We start from the raw sequence: 14,215 nt of genomic DNA, 5'->3' as shown, positions 1-14,215 counted from the left end.
AAAAGACAAATTCAAATTAATACTACAATTATTCGCATTGATAACAAATTTATTGATTTACTTAATTTAATTTAAAAACAACCTCATTTGAACGAAAGAATAATCGAGCTCATAGACATCGCTCCAACAGACTTTTGGGGCGCTCAAGACACTCATCTTGAAACAATTAAAAAATATTATCCAAAATTAAAGATTGTCGCCCGGGGAACAACCTTAAAAGCTTTTGGTGAAAAAGAAGTTTTAGACGACTTTGAAAAACGTTTTCAACGATTAATGGTGCACTTTTCAAGATACAATAACATTGATAATAATGTAATCGAGCGTGTTATTCGTGGTGATGTTCAGGAAGACAAAAAATTTCAGGGACAAGATAAAATATTAGTACATGGAGTAGGTGGTAAAATCATCAAACCTATGACGCCCAATCAGCAATTGTTGGTAGATACCATGGAAAAAAATGATATGGTTTTTGCAGTAGGACCTGCTGGTACAGGAAAAACGTACACCGGAGTTGCTATGGCAGTGAAAGCGCTAAAAGAAAAGCAAGTCAAACGCATTATATTGACAAGACCAGCGGTAGAGGCAGGGGAGAACCTTGGTTTTCTTCCAGGAGATATGAAGGAAAAACTAGATCCGTATATGCAACCACTTTACGATGCTTTACGCGATATGTTACCCAACGAAAAACTGGAAGATTATATTTTAAAGGGAATTATCCAGATAGCACCATTGGCATTTATGCGTGGTAGAACACTGGATAATGCTTTTGTAATTTTGGATGAAGCCCAAAACACAACGCATTCTCAAATGAAAATGTTCCTAACCCGTATGGGAAAAAGTGCTAAATTCATGATTACAGGGGATCCCGGACAAGTCGATTTACCGCGAAGAACCATATCCGGACTCAAAGAAGCGCTATTGGTTTTGAAAGACGTTGAGGGAATTGGAATCATTTATCTGGATGATAAAGACATTGTGAGACACCGATTAGTTAAAAAAGTAATTGATGCCTACAAAATGATTGAGAATAATGATTAAAACAAAAGGAGGCTTTGTGAAAAAGCCTCCTTTTGTAATTTTTTTATTAATCCTGAAACATAGCACTCCAATTCTTGAATTCTATATCAGAAAGTGTGTACTGATTTAAACTTTCAATAAAAGCTTGATAAGCGGTATTGAACAATGATTTTAGTTTGCAATCGTGTGATTGAAAGATGCAAGGTTTTGAATCGCAGTTGACGATGGGCGTATCGTCTTGTTCTAATAGGTGAATCAAATCGCCTAATCGAATTTCTCTTGCTTTTTCAGAAATCACTATTCCGCCATTTTTTCCTCTTTTGGTGAGAATTAATTGATTTGCCGATAAAAATTGAACCACTTTTATAAGATGGTTTCGCGAGATTTTAAATGTAGTCGCTAAATCATCTAGAGAACTTTGTGGAGTATCTTTTTTTTGATTTAGATACATCAAAACGCGCATACTAAAATCGGTAAAGTGATTCAATTTCATATTAAAATTTACTAATTAAGGCTTAATAATTGAGGGCCAAATTCTTCATACAGAATATTTTCTCTATTTACGCCAAGTGCAACCAAAGATTGATATTGAACTTTTATAAAAATAGCCGGTCCGCAAATATAATATTTTGCATCCTCAATAAGGATTTCTTCTTTTATTTGCTGCAAATCAATTCTTCCTTCGATAGCATTTGTTTCTGATTCGGGCAAAGTTTCATAAAAAACGAAAGAAGTTAACCACTCATTTTCGTTGTTTAATTCCTCGATAGTATCTTTAAACGCGTGAACATTTTCATTGCGACAACTGTGAATCCAAACTGTTTTGTTTTTTTGAAGTGAATTTTTATTGGTTTCAACCATACTCATCATAGGAGTAAGTCCAACACCTCCACTAACCAGTACTAAAGGATTTTTTGCGTCTGGATCTGCAAAAAACACCCCCGCTGGTGCACTAGCTTCGATACTGTCACCTTCCTTTTTGTTATGTAAAGCATTGGAAACAATACCATCGGGAGATGTGTTTTGACTAATTTCTTTTTTTACTGAAATTCTATAATATTCATTATTAGAATAAGACGACAGACTATATTGTCTAGGCTGTTTATGACCTAATTCAGGAATATACGTACTCACAGATATATATTGACCCGGATAGAAATCAGCAATTTCTTTGTTGTCTTCCGGTTTAAGATAAAATGAATTAATTTCGTCGCTTTCTTTTACAATTTTAGAGATTATGAAGTTTCTCCAGCCATTCCATCCTCCTTTTTTATTAATTGTTTTTTGATACATTTCAGCTTCAATACTAATCATTATCTGAGCCAATTCATTGTAAGCACAGGTCCAGGCTTCAATTAATTCTACTGTTGCGAGATCACCTAATACTTCTTTTATCGATCCGATTAAATGGTTTCCAACAATATCATATTGCTCTGGTTGAATATTTAAACTTACATGTTTATTTCCAATTGATTTTAACGTATTGATCAAAACAGTAGGATTTTCTATGTTTTCAGCATAAGCAAGTACAGCTCCACTTAAAGCATTTTGTTGTTTTCCACTAGCTTGATTTGCCATGTTAAAAATGTTTTTCAACTCTGGATTATTGGATAGCATTCTTTGGTAAAAATAGGTTATCAAATCATTTCCATTTGTTCTTAAAATTGGCAAAGTTGCTTTTATTAATTCTTTTTGACTTGCATTCATGGTATTGAAATTTATTTTTTACAAAGATAGCAATCATTTTCTATTTGTTGTATTTAAAATACAACAAATAAATAGCTATATTTATCAAAATATCGTCAAGAAAGGTTAACCTAAACTTTTTATAAATTTTGCGTTTCTCTTTAAAATTGAATAAATTTGGAAATATTAAAAATGACAGTGAAAACCGAAAGATGCTACAAGAAAAAATAAAAGTCGTAATAAGCGATTTAGACGGAACGTTACTAAACTCAGATCACAAAATATCCCAATACACCAAAACTGTTTTTCAAGAACTCCATAATCAAAATTACCTAATAATTATAGCAACTGGTCGTCATCATCTGGATGCAATGCCTATTGTAGCAGGATTGGATGTTCCTGTTTATTTAGTCACTTCAAATGGAGCACGGATACATTCTCCTGAAAAAGAGCTGATTTTTTCTTATAATATGGAAAGTGAGGCCGTTAAATCCGTCTTGTCTTTAGATATTGATCCTGAAATTACAACCGTATTATTCAGAGAAAATGTTTGGCAAACGAACAAGCACAATGAAAAATTAAATGAGTTTCAACCAGAAGTAAATTATCATCCAGAACTCGTTGATTTTGAAAACTTAGAGGATTTGAGTGCTATAAAAGTATTTTTTACGCACGATCGACATTCAAAATTAATCGAATTAAGAGATCAAATTTTAGAAAATCATACCGGACTTTTTAGCCATGCTTTTAGTCTTCCGCTTTGCCTGGAATTTATGGACAAATCTGTAGATAAAAGTGTTGCGATTGCCAGAATTTTGGAACTGGAAAATTTTGTTTTTCAGCAAGCACTATCTTTTGGTGATGGCTACAATGATGAAAAGATGCTTAATTCTTCCGGTAAAGGTTTAGTGATGGGGAATGCACCTGATAGTTTGAAAAATAAATTGTCTCATTTAGAGGTAATTTTAACTAATGATAATGACGGAGTCGCCAAATATATAGCGCAGGAATTATTGAATAATTAATGTTTTTAACTAACCATATTTTCCCATTTTCAAAAAAAACTAAAACCAAATGAACAAAAAAATAATCTTCGTTATCTGTATCTTATTTTTCATAACAATTCAAAGTCAAACGTTAAAACTGGAAGAAATCATGAAAGGAAATACTTTCATAGGTGTGCAACCTGAAAATGAAAGATGGTCTTTAGATGGTCAGAAAGTGTATTTTGATTGGAATCCAAACAATGAGTTGGGCACAAGTACTTATTTTTGGAAAAATGGATTAACAAAACCAGAATTAGCTTCTCCAGATGAAGCTGCTTTTTCAAAACTAGATTTTAAAAAAACAACTAATCCAGATTTATATTATTATATCGATAAAGGAAGATTATTTTCGTATGCTGTAAAAAGTAAAATCTCAAAAAAACTGTACCAACAAAGCAGTCCGATTGCTAATTTGCAAATGGGTTCTGTACCAGGAGTGCTTTATTTCAGGCAAAATGAAAATCTTTTTCAGTTCAATACCAATGAAGGTTCTATCATTCAAATCACAAACTTTCGTAAAGGAAAATTAGATGAGAAAACCACTGAAAAAGAGTCTTTTTTGAAAAGCCAACAAGCAGAATTATTCCAATTTGTCAGAGATCAGGAAGCACTGAAAAAATGGAATTTGGCAAAATCAAAAACTACAAAATCTGATTTTCCAAAGCCTTATTATTATGGAAAAAACACCTTTGGAAGCTTAAAAGTAGATCCAAAAGGAAACTTCGCCACCTTCAGATTAATAGAAGATTCAGAACGTAAAAGTGAAAAAATGGAACTTTTCATAACTGCTGATGGCTACAACCAAATTGAAGATACTAAGGAGAAAGTTTCTGTAGATAATTTGTTGCCAATTAAATTCGGAGTGTACAACATTGCCAAAGACTCTGTTTATTTGATAAATTTTTCAACATTAAGCCACATTCAGGATGTTCCTAAATATTTTGAGTTGTATGAAAAATCAAAAACGACAGAAAAAAAGAATAAACTAATTGTAGTTCAGGAACCTATTTACAATGAAAATGGCTCTTACGCTATTTCCGAAATAAGAAGTCAGGACAACAAAGACCGATGGATTGTAAGTTTGAATTTAGAGCAAGGAACTTTTCAGGAATTAGACCATCAGCATGACGAATCTTGGATTGGCGGGCCCGGAATTCCTTCTAATTCTTATGGAAGAGGAACACTGGGGTTTTTGGGAGACAATGAAACCATTTATTTCCAATCCGAAGAAACTGGTTATTCGCATTTGTACAGCTATAATTTAAAATCAAAAAAGAAAACTCAACTGACTAAAGGAAATTGGGAAGTGCGCAACGTGAGTTTAGCAAAAGATAAAAAGTCTTTTTATTTGACCACAACGACCACGCATCCCGGAAACAGAAATTTCTATAAATTCGAAGTGGCAAATATGGTTTTACAGCCAATTTTAACTAAAGATGGTGCTCATGAAGTAAGTTTGTCTCCAGACGAAAAAACTTTATTGGTTCGTTACTCGTATAAAAATAAACCTTGGGAATTGTATGTAGCGCCTAATAAAAAGAATACAAACTTAAATCAGATAACGTCTTCCACATCGGAAAGTTTCAAAGGATATTCTTGGCGTGAACCGGAAGTGATTACTTTCAAGGCGCAGGATGGAACTTCTGTACATGCTAGATTGTACAAACCACAAATTGCCAATGCGAATAAAGCAGCTGTCTTGTTTGTTCATGGTGCCGGTTATTTGCAAAACGCGCACAACTATTGGAGTACGTACCACAGAGAATACATGTTTCATAATTTATTGGTCGATTTAGGCTATACTGTTTTAGATATTGATTATAGAGGCAGCGATGGATATGGACGTGATTTTAGAACAGGAATTTACCGTTTTATGGGCGGGAAGGACTTAACAGATCAAATTGACGGAAAGAAATACCTAGTTGAAAATCATGGAATCGATGCGACAAGAGTTGGGATTTATGGCGGTTCTTACGGCGGTTTCATCACGTTGATGGGAATGTTAACTACTCCAAAAGAGTTTGCTTCGGGTGCTGCATTGCGTTCTGTAACTGATTGGGCGCATTACAATCATGGCTACACCGGAAACATTCTTAATTTTCCGGAAACGGATCCAGATGCTTACAAGAAAAGTTCTCCAATCTATTTTGCAGATAATTTACAAGGCGATTTATTAATGCTTCATGGAATGGTAGATGACAATGTTGAATATAAAGATATTGTTCGTTTGTCTCAGCGTTTTATCGAATTAGGAAAGAAAAAATGGAGCTTATCTAGTTTTCCCGTTGAAGCTCATGGTTTTAAAGAAACCTATTCCTGGGTTGATGAATACAGCCGAATCTTAAATTTATTCAACGAGACGTTGCTTAAAAAATAGTTTTACAGATAAAAATAAAATGTAATAGTTCCGTTCTTTTCTTTGCGAAACTATATGAAATAGTTTTAAATTTGCAAGAATAAAAATAAACACACACAACTAGTATAATGAGCAACACCATCACAACTACTGATTTTAATTTTCCAAACCAGCAATCTGTTTACCGCGGTAAAGTAAGAGAAGTATATAATATCAATGATGAACTTTTGGTAATGGTAGCTACGGATCGGCTTTCGGCTTTTGATGTAGTTTTGCCAAAAGGAATTCCATATAAAGGTCAGATTCTAAACCAAATTGCTACTAAATTCATGGAGCTGACGCAGGATATTGTTCCTAACTGGTTGATTGCAACTCCTGATCCTAATGTGGCGGTAGGGCATTTATGTGTCCCTTTTAAAGTAGAAATGGTCATTCGGGGCTATCTTTCTGGTCATGCTGCCAGAGAATATGCTCTTGGCAAAAGAGAAATTTGCGGAGTTTCAATGCCTGACTATTTGAAAGAAAATGATAAATTCCCGGAACCTATTATTACTCCGACTACCAAAGCGGATAATGGCGAACATGACGCTGACATTTCTCGTGAGGATATTTTATCGAAAGGAATTGTTTCTGAAGAAGATTATGTGGTTTTAGAGAAATTCACGAGAGATTTGTTTCAAAGGGGAACTGAAATTGCAGCCAGTCGTGGTTTGATTTTGGTTGACACCAAATATGAATTTGGAAAAACCAAAGAAGGGGTAATTGTCTTGATTGACGAAATTCATACGCCGGATTCTTCTCGTTATTTTTATGCTGAAGGATATCAGGAACGCCAAAACAAAGGTGAGGAACAAAAACAATTATCGAAAGAGTTTGTTCGTCGTTGGTTAATCGAAAATGGTTTTCAAGGATTAGAAGGACAACAAATTCCTAATATGACGGATGAATATATTCAAACAGTTTCTGAAAGATATATTGAATTGTATGAAAATATCTTGGGAGAGAAATTTGTAAAAGCAGACATCAGTACTATAGACGAAAGAATCGAGAAAAATGTCTTGGAATATTTAGTCAATAGATAATTATTTACACTAAAAGTAAAATACAAAACCGCAATTCATAATTTTGAATTGCGGTTTTTAGCCCCGATAAAAGTGGAAATCCTTTTCCTTTTTACTTTAAAAAGGAAAAGATTACTTCACTATACTTTTATTTTTATTTGAGTTCAGTGAATTTCATTTAAAACGGATAGCGGGATTAGCTCCTAAAACTATTTGAAATAAGAGAATGTTTCTTCGTTTTCTAACTTCAATAAGGTTTCATAAATTAATTTAATCACATTTTCAACATCGTCACGATGCACCATTTCAACCGTGGTGTGCATATATCGCAACGGCAACGATATTAATGCAGAAGCTACGCCGCCATTACTATACGCAAAAGCATCGGTATCAGTACCCGTAACACGAGATGAAGCTAATCTTTGGAACGGAATTTCGTTTGCCATGGCGGTTTCTAAAATTAATTCTCTCAAATTATTTTGAACAGCAGGAGCGTAAGTAACTACAGGACCTTTACCAATTTTTGTATCTCCTTCAATTTTCTTTTCAATCATTGGAGTAGTAGAGTCATGACAAACATCGGTTACGATCGCTACATTCGGTTTGATGGTTTTGGTAATCATTTCGGCACCGCGAAGCCCTACTTCTTCCTGAACTGAATTCGTAATATACAATCCAAAAGGAAGTTTTATTTTGTTTTCGTGTAGCAAACGAGCCACTTCGGCAATCATAAACCCACCCATACGATTATCAATCGCGCGACAAACAAATTTATTTTCGTTCAAAATCATGAATTCATCAGGATAGGTAATCACACAACCTACATGAACGCCCATTTTATCAACCTGTTCTTTGGTTTCACAACCAATGTCAATAAATAGATTGTTAACTTTAGCTACTTCTTCTTTGTCTCTCATTCGTGTATGAATAGCAGGCCAGCCAAAAACACCTTTTACAATTCCTGTTTTAGTATGAATATTGACGCGCTTTGAAGGTGCTATTTGGTGATCGGAACCACCATTTCTGATCACGTAGATTAATCCATCGTCTGTAATGTAATTTACGTACCATGAAATTTCATCTGCATGACCTTCAATTACTACTTTATAAGGTGCATCCGGATTTATAATTCCTACCGCTGTGCCGTAAGTATCTGTTATAAAAGTATCAACGTAAGGTTTTAAATAATCCATCCATAATTTTTGTCCACCACTTTCATAACCGGTAGGCGAGGCATTATTAAGATAGTTTTCTAAAAACTCAAGTGACGACTTGTTTAATATTGATTTTGTGCTCATAAAATTATTTTTTTGCTAAATTATAAATTTGGCATTACAGTTGCGTATATAATGTATAATTTTGGCAATTAAACTTTCCTAATATGAAGCTAATTAAATTTTTGTTGTTTTTTCTATTGATAACTTTGTCTGTTAATGCACAGGTAATACCGCAGGATACTACAAAAATAGAGCATGAGTTAGAAGATGACGAATTGATTCTTAATGACACCATTCAATTACCAGAAATAATAATATACAAGGGAAAAACAGATCCCGAAGCAAGAAAGCAATTTTTATTACTTCAAAGTCGGGTTTATAAAACGTATCCTTATGCAAAACTAGCTTCGGAGCGATTGACGATTCTTAATAAAGGAATGGCAAACCTTAAAACAAATAAGGAGAAAAAAAAATACTTTAAGATAGTAGAAAGTTATTTGAGTGAGGAGTTCGAAGCTAAACTTAAAAAGCTATCTCGTAAACAAGGTCAAATATTGGTAAAGTTAATTCACCGTCAAACAGGCACTACCACTTATGAGTTAGTAAAAAACCTTAAAAGTGGCTGGAAAGCTTTTTGGTCCAATACTGCAGCAAGCATGTTTGACATTAATCTAAAAACAAAATACGAACCCTACTATGTCAACGAGGATTATTTAATAGAAACTATACTAGTACGAGGATTTGATTCAGGAAGATTACAAAATCAAACTCCGGCACAGCCTATTAATTATGACAGCTTGAACGATGCTTGGGTTAGCAGGGCAATTAAATAATACCATCATTTTGTGTTCCTATTTCTATAAAGATAATGTTGCAGCATAGTTAGCAGTGTAGGTGCTACTTTGATAATTTTTTTTATAAATCAGTAATAATAAATTCACTTCTTCTGTTAAGTTGATGCTCCTCCTCAGTGCACTCTAGATCGTCTACACATTTGTTTACCAGTTGGGTTTCACCATATCCTTTTCCAATTAATCTGCTTGTATGTACTCCATTTTTTATCAGCCAGTTAATAGTAGATTTAGCTCTTCTGTCAGATAACGCTTCATTGTATTTGAACGTTTGTCTGCTATCTGTATGAGAACGAATATCAAGCTTCATCGTTGGGTTTTGATTTAAAACATCTAATATTTTTTCTAAATCAAAAGCTGCCTCTTGCCTGATATTTGATTTATCCAGATCAAAATAAATCATTTTTATATTAAAACATTTACCTAAATCATCCCCTATGGTTACTTTGCACTTTGCATCTTCTAATGCGATTGGTACGTATGTCTTTCCATTTTCATCAGCTATTGTAATCTTTTGTTCTTTTGCAGTATATTCAGGTTTTTGAGCCCTTACGTAATATGTTTTACCACATTCAACAGGAAAAAAATAATTAGCTTTATCATCTGAAAGGGTTGTATTTACAATGTTAAAATGATTGTCAAATAGAGTAATTTTAGTGTTCGGAAGGAATTCTTTTGTAGCAATATCAGTGATCTCACCATATAATAACTGTTGGCAAATAATTTTTTTCAGTTCTGAAAATTTATAAATATCATCATATCCTAAACCACCATCTCTATTGGAAGAAAAAAAACCTTTTCTTGATTTTGTATCAATTAAGTAGGCAAAATCATCTTTTGGAGAATTAATATCTGCCCCCACATTTTGTACCTCACCAAAAGTTCCATTGGGATTTATAGCGGCAACAAAAACATCTAAACCTCCTAAGCCAGGATGGCCGTCTGATGCAAAATATATTTCGTTCTCATCATTTACAAACGGAAATGTTTCTCTACCTTCAGTATTTATCACAGCACCTAAATTCTCTGGAGTGCCAAAGCTTTTGTCATTGTGTATTATTACTTTAAATAAATCAGATTGACCTATAGTTCCGGGCATATCCGAGACAAAATATAATGTTTTCTCATCTGGACTTAGTGTAGGATGAGCCGTACTGTAATTATCATTATTAAAAGGAAGTTCGGTTATATTAGACCATTTGTCATTTTCTAAAGTGGCTTTATATATTTTTATTAAAGTAATTTTATTAGCATCTTTTCCTTTTTTTCCATCAAGATAGTTGTTACGGGTGAAGTACATGGTTTTTCCATCTTTTGTGAAAGCAGGAGTAGACTCGTTAAATTTAGAATTTATATGGGCATCGAACTGGAGAGGGTTTCCCGGATTCCTATTTTCCCCTAAATTGGCAGTATATAAATTGGTAAAATATTGATTTGTCCATTTATGTTTTCTTTGGCCTACACTTCCGGTGTCCCTTGCCGATGCAAATACGATTTCATTTGCATGAAATGCAGTACCGTAATCGGAATATATAGAATTTATTCCAGCATCCTCGATTTTATATCTTCCGGAATTTGCTTTGATTGCGTCAAGATAATTTACATTTTTCATAAAAATCTTGCCGCGGCTATCGTTTCCAGATTTTTGATTGAATAGTTCTAATAGATCATTGGCTTTGTGATTTTGACCAATGGATCTCAAGCACTGCGCATAACGAAAATAATATTCAGGTTCTAAATCGATAGTATTCATTGCAAATAACTCTCCATACCATCTGGCTGCTTTTTCTAACTCTGCATTAAAGTAATAAGAATTTCCTAATTTCTTAAACATATCAGCCGATTTGTATTTTTTTTCGGCTACTTTTTCGTAGGTTTTTATGGCATCAATGTAGGCATAGTTGTCATATTTTTTGTCGGCTACAGTAACTTCCCCTTTTTGTGAGTATCCATGAATAGATAAAGCAGTTATTACAATTGTATAAAGGAGTATATTATTTTTCATACTAATTTTTTTAGAAGAATCTTGGAGTTATAATTTTACCATTATTTTTAAAGATTTCATAGCGCAAGAAAAATTCATGCGAGCCAGAATTATAGTTGTTTAATCGAGTGGTTTCCCTGTCATACCCATATCCTATATACATTCCGTCAGAAATTTGGAAACCAACCATAGCACTAAGTGCAGCACTCCATCTGTAGGCAATACCAACGACAAATTTCTCGTTAAACATAAAGTTTCCTGAAATATCGACTTGAAGAGGAGCACCTTCAATAAATTTTGACAGAACCGCGGGTTTAAATTTTATGGTTCTATTTAAATCAAATATATATCCTGCAATTAAATAATAATTTATTTTTTCTTTGAATATGGCAACTTCATTATTATCATAGCGGTCTGATTCAATAAAGTTAGGAATAGAAAAACCTACATACGCTTTATCCGAATGTAAATAAACACCTGTACCAATATTTGGAGAAAACTTATTATCAATATTTTGTATACTTTGGTCTACAGGATAAGCATCTACAGGATTTAATTTAGATATATCCAAATTGAATAAATTTGCGGTACCTTTTATGCCAAAAGAAAGTTTAAATGTTTCTGAGGTTTGTATGGTATATGAAAAATCGGCAGAAATAGTATTTTCATTGGTGGGACCAATTTTATCATTGATAAAAGAAATTCCTAAACCTAGATTATTATTATTTAGCGGTGTATTAATCGAAGCTACATTTGTTACAGGAGCACCATCTAAACCCACCCACTGCGTGCGGTGCATAGCAAAAATACTTAATGCTCCTCTAGATCCTGCATAGGCCGGATTGATATTGATTGTGTTGTACATATATTGTGTAAATTGAGCATCTTGTTGTGCATAACTTGTAAATGCTGTAAACATCAATAGGATTAAAAATATTTTTGTTTTCATAGTTGCTTTTTTATTTTGTTTGAACTAATTATTTAAAAAAGGTTCAAAAGGGTATTTAGGATAATGTCAATTCTATTTTTGTTAAAGAATAGTGCTAATTCATTTTTAAAACCGAAGGACAAAAAAGAATCCTCCGATTTTTAAATTAATTCAAGATTATTTACTAAGGTATAAATACCCGTCTAATTTTTTGATTTCCACTTTGCCATTCCCATTAATAGCACTGTAATTTAAGATGTAAAAATAAGTACCGGTAGGTAATCCAGAAGATTGACTAATAGTTGTTCTTCCACGAGATATACCTTCAAAATTATTAGTTTGATTATTATAGTTTTTTGTTTCAAAAACTAATACACCCCAACGGTTATATATTTCAACCGTATTCTCTTGGTAGCAAGTTGTGTTTTCAATATTATCGATTACAAATACTTCGTTTATACCATCTCCGTTTGGCGAAAAAGCATTATGGACTTTTATGTTTCCACATCCTAAAACGATACAATCATCGTTAATATTCACTGTTAACTGGATGCTTTTTGGACACATTTCGTCATTAATTCGATACTCAAAAACTTTGTTTCCTAAAGTCAAACCAAAAGGCGATAAGATATTTCCTTGCAATGCGCCAGTATTATCAACATCTGTCCAAGTTCCATTTATTAGAGTTCCCTCGGGTAACAAATTAAAGATATTGATTGTTGAAGAGTCACCATTACACGCAGAGCTTACAATTGGTGTGGCGTTATTTGATGCTGTTACATTCACAATTTGAGTAAATTTAGAAACATTCCCGCAAGAATCAGAAACAGACCACTCTCTGACAATTGAGTAGGAGTTAAGTGAGCTGTTAGTAATTTTTTCAGTAAATAGTGCGGGGGAAACAGTTGAACAATTATCTGTAAATATAAGTTCCGGTTTCAAAGGAATAACATCACAATTTACATTAATATTAGATGCAAACTCAGTTGTTGTGGTTGGGCCGTTAGTATCTTGTACACTGATCCTTTGAGAAGCAGTAGTTGCATTTCCTGCTAAATCAGTAGCGGTCCATGTCCTTGTTATCGTATAGGAACCAATACAGCTTCCTTGAACCGTTGCGTCAACAAATGTTAGTGTAACAGAACTACAGGTATCAGTAGCTGTTGCTTGAGCAAAATCAGGAGTAGTACTACATAGTATCGTTGATGGCACTGGTAATGATGCAAAGACAGGCGCAGTACTATCTTTAATGATTATTGTTATTACAGCAGTATCACAGTTTTCAGTGTTTGATTTTTCGCATATTTGATACGTTAAAACGTACGTTCCAGGAATTGTTCCGTTTAATATATTGATGTTTCCAAGGTTATCCAATTGAATGTTTGAATTTAGTCCAGAAACTAAAGAGATGTTTACCGCTGAAGCCACTACCGGGTTTCCGTTTATTGAATCATTTATTAAAACACTTCCTAACAATCCTACTGAAGTACAATTTTCGATTGAAAAAATATCATCATTAGCAACAATAGCAGGCGCAGTAACGGTAACGCTAACGGTGGCAGTATCACAATTTATTGGATTTATAATTTCACAGATTTGGTATACCAAAGTGTAACTTCCCGCAGGCGTACCCGGAGCCACAATCACATTAGTACCAGAAAGCGTTATTCCAGCATTCGAAGCCGACACAAAAGTCGTATTCACTTGCAAAGCCAAAACAGCGACTCCATTTAAGGTATCATTTATTAAAACATTGGAGAAAGCTGTTCCTCCGTTGGCACCATTTACAGACGTTCCAGCATCATCATTAGCGACAATAGCAGGCGCAGTAACGGTAACGCTAACGGTGGCAGTATCACAATTGTTTGGATTTATAATTTCACAGATTTGGTATACCAAAGTGTAACTTCCCGCAGGCGTACCCGGAGCCACAATCACATCAGTACCAGAAAGCGTTATTCCAGCATTCGAAGCCGACACAAAAGTCGTATTCACTTGCGAAGCCAAAACAGCGACTCCATTTAAGGTATCATTTATTAAAACATTGGAGAAAGCTGTTCCTCCGTTGG

General features: G+C 33.9%; 11 protein-coding genes. 5 read left to right on the top strand and 6 right to left on the bottom strand.

The window, feature by feature from the left end; genetic code table 11:
- Positions 1-87 precede the first annotated feature (87 nt).
- Positions 88-1,038: a PhoH family protein gene (locus EKL99_RS13650; RefSeq protein WP_126451687.1), complete on the top strand. Its 951-nt coding sequence runs from the start codon at positions 88-90 to the stop codon at positions 1,036-1,038.
- 46 nt (positions 1,039-1,084) lie between these two features.
- Here EKL99_RS13650 and EKL99_RS13645 read toward each other — a convergent pair whose 3' ends face one another.
- Together EKL99_RS13645 and hmpA are read right to left on the bottom strand one after the other, a co-directional pair.
- Positions 1,085-1,510, bottom strand: a complete 426-nt coding sequence (locus EKL99_RS13645; RefSeq protein ID WP_126459191.1) for an Rrf2 family transcriptional regulator — start codon at positions 1,508-1,510, stop codon at positions 1,085-1,087.
- 11 nt (positions 1,511-1,521) lie between these two features.
- Positions 1,522-2,724, bottom strand: a complete 1,203-nt coding sequence (gene hmpA, locus EKL99_RS13640; RefSeq protein WP_126577136.1) for an NO-inducible flavohemoprotein — start codon at positions 2,722-2,724, stop codon at positions 1,522-1,524.
- Between the two features lie 191 nt (positions 2,725-2,915).
- Here hmpA and EKL99_RS13635 point away from each other — a divergent pair, with 191 nt between their 5' ends.
- The 3 genes from EKL99_RS13635 (at position 2,916) to EKL99_RS13625 (ending at position 7,187) form a co-directional block, all read left to right on the top strand.
- On the top strand, positions 2,916-3,728 hold the full coding sequence (locus EKL99_RS13635) for a Cof-type HAD-IIB family hydrolase (RefSeq protein WP_126451684.1): 813 nt from the start codon (positions 2,916-2,918) through the stop codon (positions 3,726-3,728).
- A 49-nt stretch (positions 3,729-3,777) separates the two neighbouring features.
- Positions 3,778-6,126 (top strand): prolyl oligopeptidase family serine peptidase, encoded by a 2,349-nt coding sequence (locus tag EKL99_RS13630; RefSeq protein ID WP_126577135.1) that lies wholly within the window; start codon positions 3,778-3,780, stop codon positions 6,124-6,126.
- Positions 6,127-6,233: 107 nt separating this feature from the next.
- Positions 6,234-7,187 (top strand): phosphoribosylaminoimidazolesuccinocarboxamide synthase, encoded by a 954-nt coding sequence (locus EKL99_RS13625; protein ID WP_126577134.1) that lies wholly within the window; start codon positions 6,234-6,236, stop codon positions 7,185-7,187.
- A 188-nt stretch (positions 7,188-7,375) separates the two neighbouring features.
- Here the strand turns inward: EKL99_RS13625 and EKL99_RS13620 are convergent, their stop codons facing one another.
- On the bottom strand, positions 7,376-8,464 hold the full coding sequence (locus tag EKL99_RS13620; RefSeq protein WP_126459203.1) for a M42 family metallopeptidase: 1,089 nt from the start codon (positions 8,462-8,464) through the stop codon (positions 7,376-7,378).
- Between the two features lie 83 nt (positions 8,465-8,547).
- On the opposite strand from EKL99_RS13620, the gene EKL99_RS13615 reads away from it, so the two are divergent.
- Positions 8,548-9,216, top strand: coding sequence for a DUF4294 domain-containing protein (locus EKL99_RS13615; protein ID WP_126577133.1), 669 nt, complete (start codon positions 8,548-8,550; stop codon positions 9,214-9,216).
- 82 nt (positions 9,217-9,298) lie between these two features.
- Here EKL99_RS13615 and EKL99_RS13610 read toward each other — a convergent pair whose 3' ends face one another.
- The 3 genes from EKL99_RS13610 to EKL99_RS13600 form a co-directional block, all read right to left on the bottom strand.
- Positions 9,299-11,239 (bottom strand): OmpA family protein, encoded by a 1,941-nt coding sequence (locus tag EKL99_RS13610; RefSeq protein ID WP_126577132.1) that lies wholly within the window; start codon positions 11,237-11,239, stop codon positions 9,299-9,301.
- 10 nt (positions 11,240-11,249) lie between these two features.
- Positions 11,250-12,167 carry a type IX secretion system membrane protein PorP/SprF gene (locus EKL99_RS13605; RefSeq protein ID WP_126553448.1) on the bottom strand — a complete coding sequence of 306 codons (918 nt, stop codon included), beginning with the start codon at positions 12,165-12,167 and terminating at the stop codon, positions 11,250-11,252.
- Between the two features lie 156 nt (positions 12,168-12,323).
- Positions 12,324-14,215: gliding motility-associated C-terminal domain-containing protein (locus EKL99_RS13600; RefSeq protein WP_148106058.1), on the bottom strand; the 1,892-nt coding region annotated here is incomplete at its 5' end.

The organism is Flavobacterium sp. ZB4P23, from assembly GCF_003970375.1.
Taxonomy (GTDB): Bacteria; Bacteroidota; Bacteroidia; order Flavobacteriales; family Flavobacteriaceae; genus Flavobacterium.
The sequence above is the reverse complement of the archived record's forward strand: the minus strand, read 5'-3'. Positions and strand labels throughout refer to the sequence as shown.

Coding starts and splice junctions, on each gene's coding strand:
- EKL99_RS13645 (WP_126459191.1), bottom strand. CDS start 1,510: ATGAAATTGAATCACTTTACCGATTTTAGTATGCGCGTTTTGATGTAT.
- hmpA (WP_126577136.1), bottom strand. CDS start 2,724: ATGAATGCAAGTCAAAAAGAATTAATAAAAGCAACTTTGCCAATTTTA.
- EKL99_RS13635 (WP_126451684.1), top strand. CDS start 2,916: ATGCTACAAGAAAAAATAAAAGTCGTAATAAGCGATTTAGACGGAACG.
- EKL99_RS13630 (WP_126577135.1), top strand. CDS start 3,778: ATGAACAAAAAAATAATCTTCGTTATCTGTATCTTATTTTTCATAACA.
- EKL99_RS13625 (WP_126577134.1), top strand. CDS start 6,234: ATGAGCAACACCATCACAACTACTGATTTTAATTTTCCAAACCAGCAA.
- EKL99_RS13620 (WP_126459203.1), bottom strand. CDS start 8,464: ATGAGCACAAAATCAATATTAAACAAGTCGTCACTTGAGTTTTTAGAA.
- EKL99_RS13615 (WP_126577133.1), top strand. CDS start 8,548: ATGAAGCTAATTAAATTTTTGTTGTTTTTTCTATTGATAACTTTGTCT.
- EKL99_RS13610 (WP_126577132.1), bottom strand. CDS start 11,239: ATGAAAAATAATATACTCCTTTATACAATTGTAATAACTGCTTTATCT.
- EKL99_RS13605 (WP_126553448.1), bottom strand. CDS start 12,167: ATGAAAACAAAAATATTTTTAATCCTATTGATGTTTACAGCATTTACA.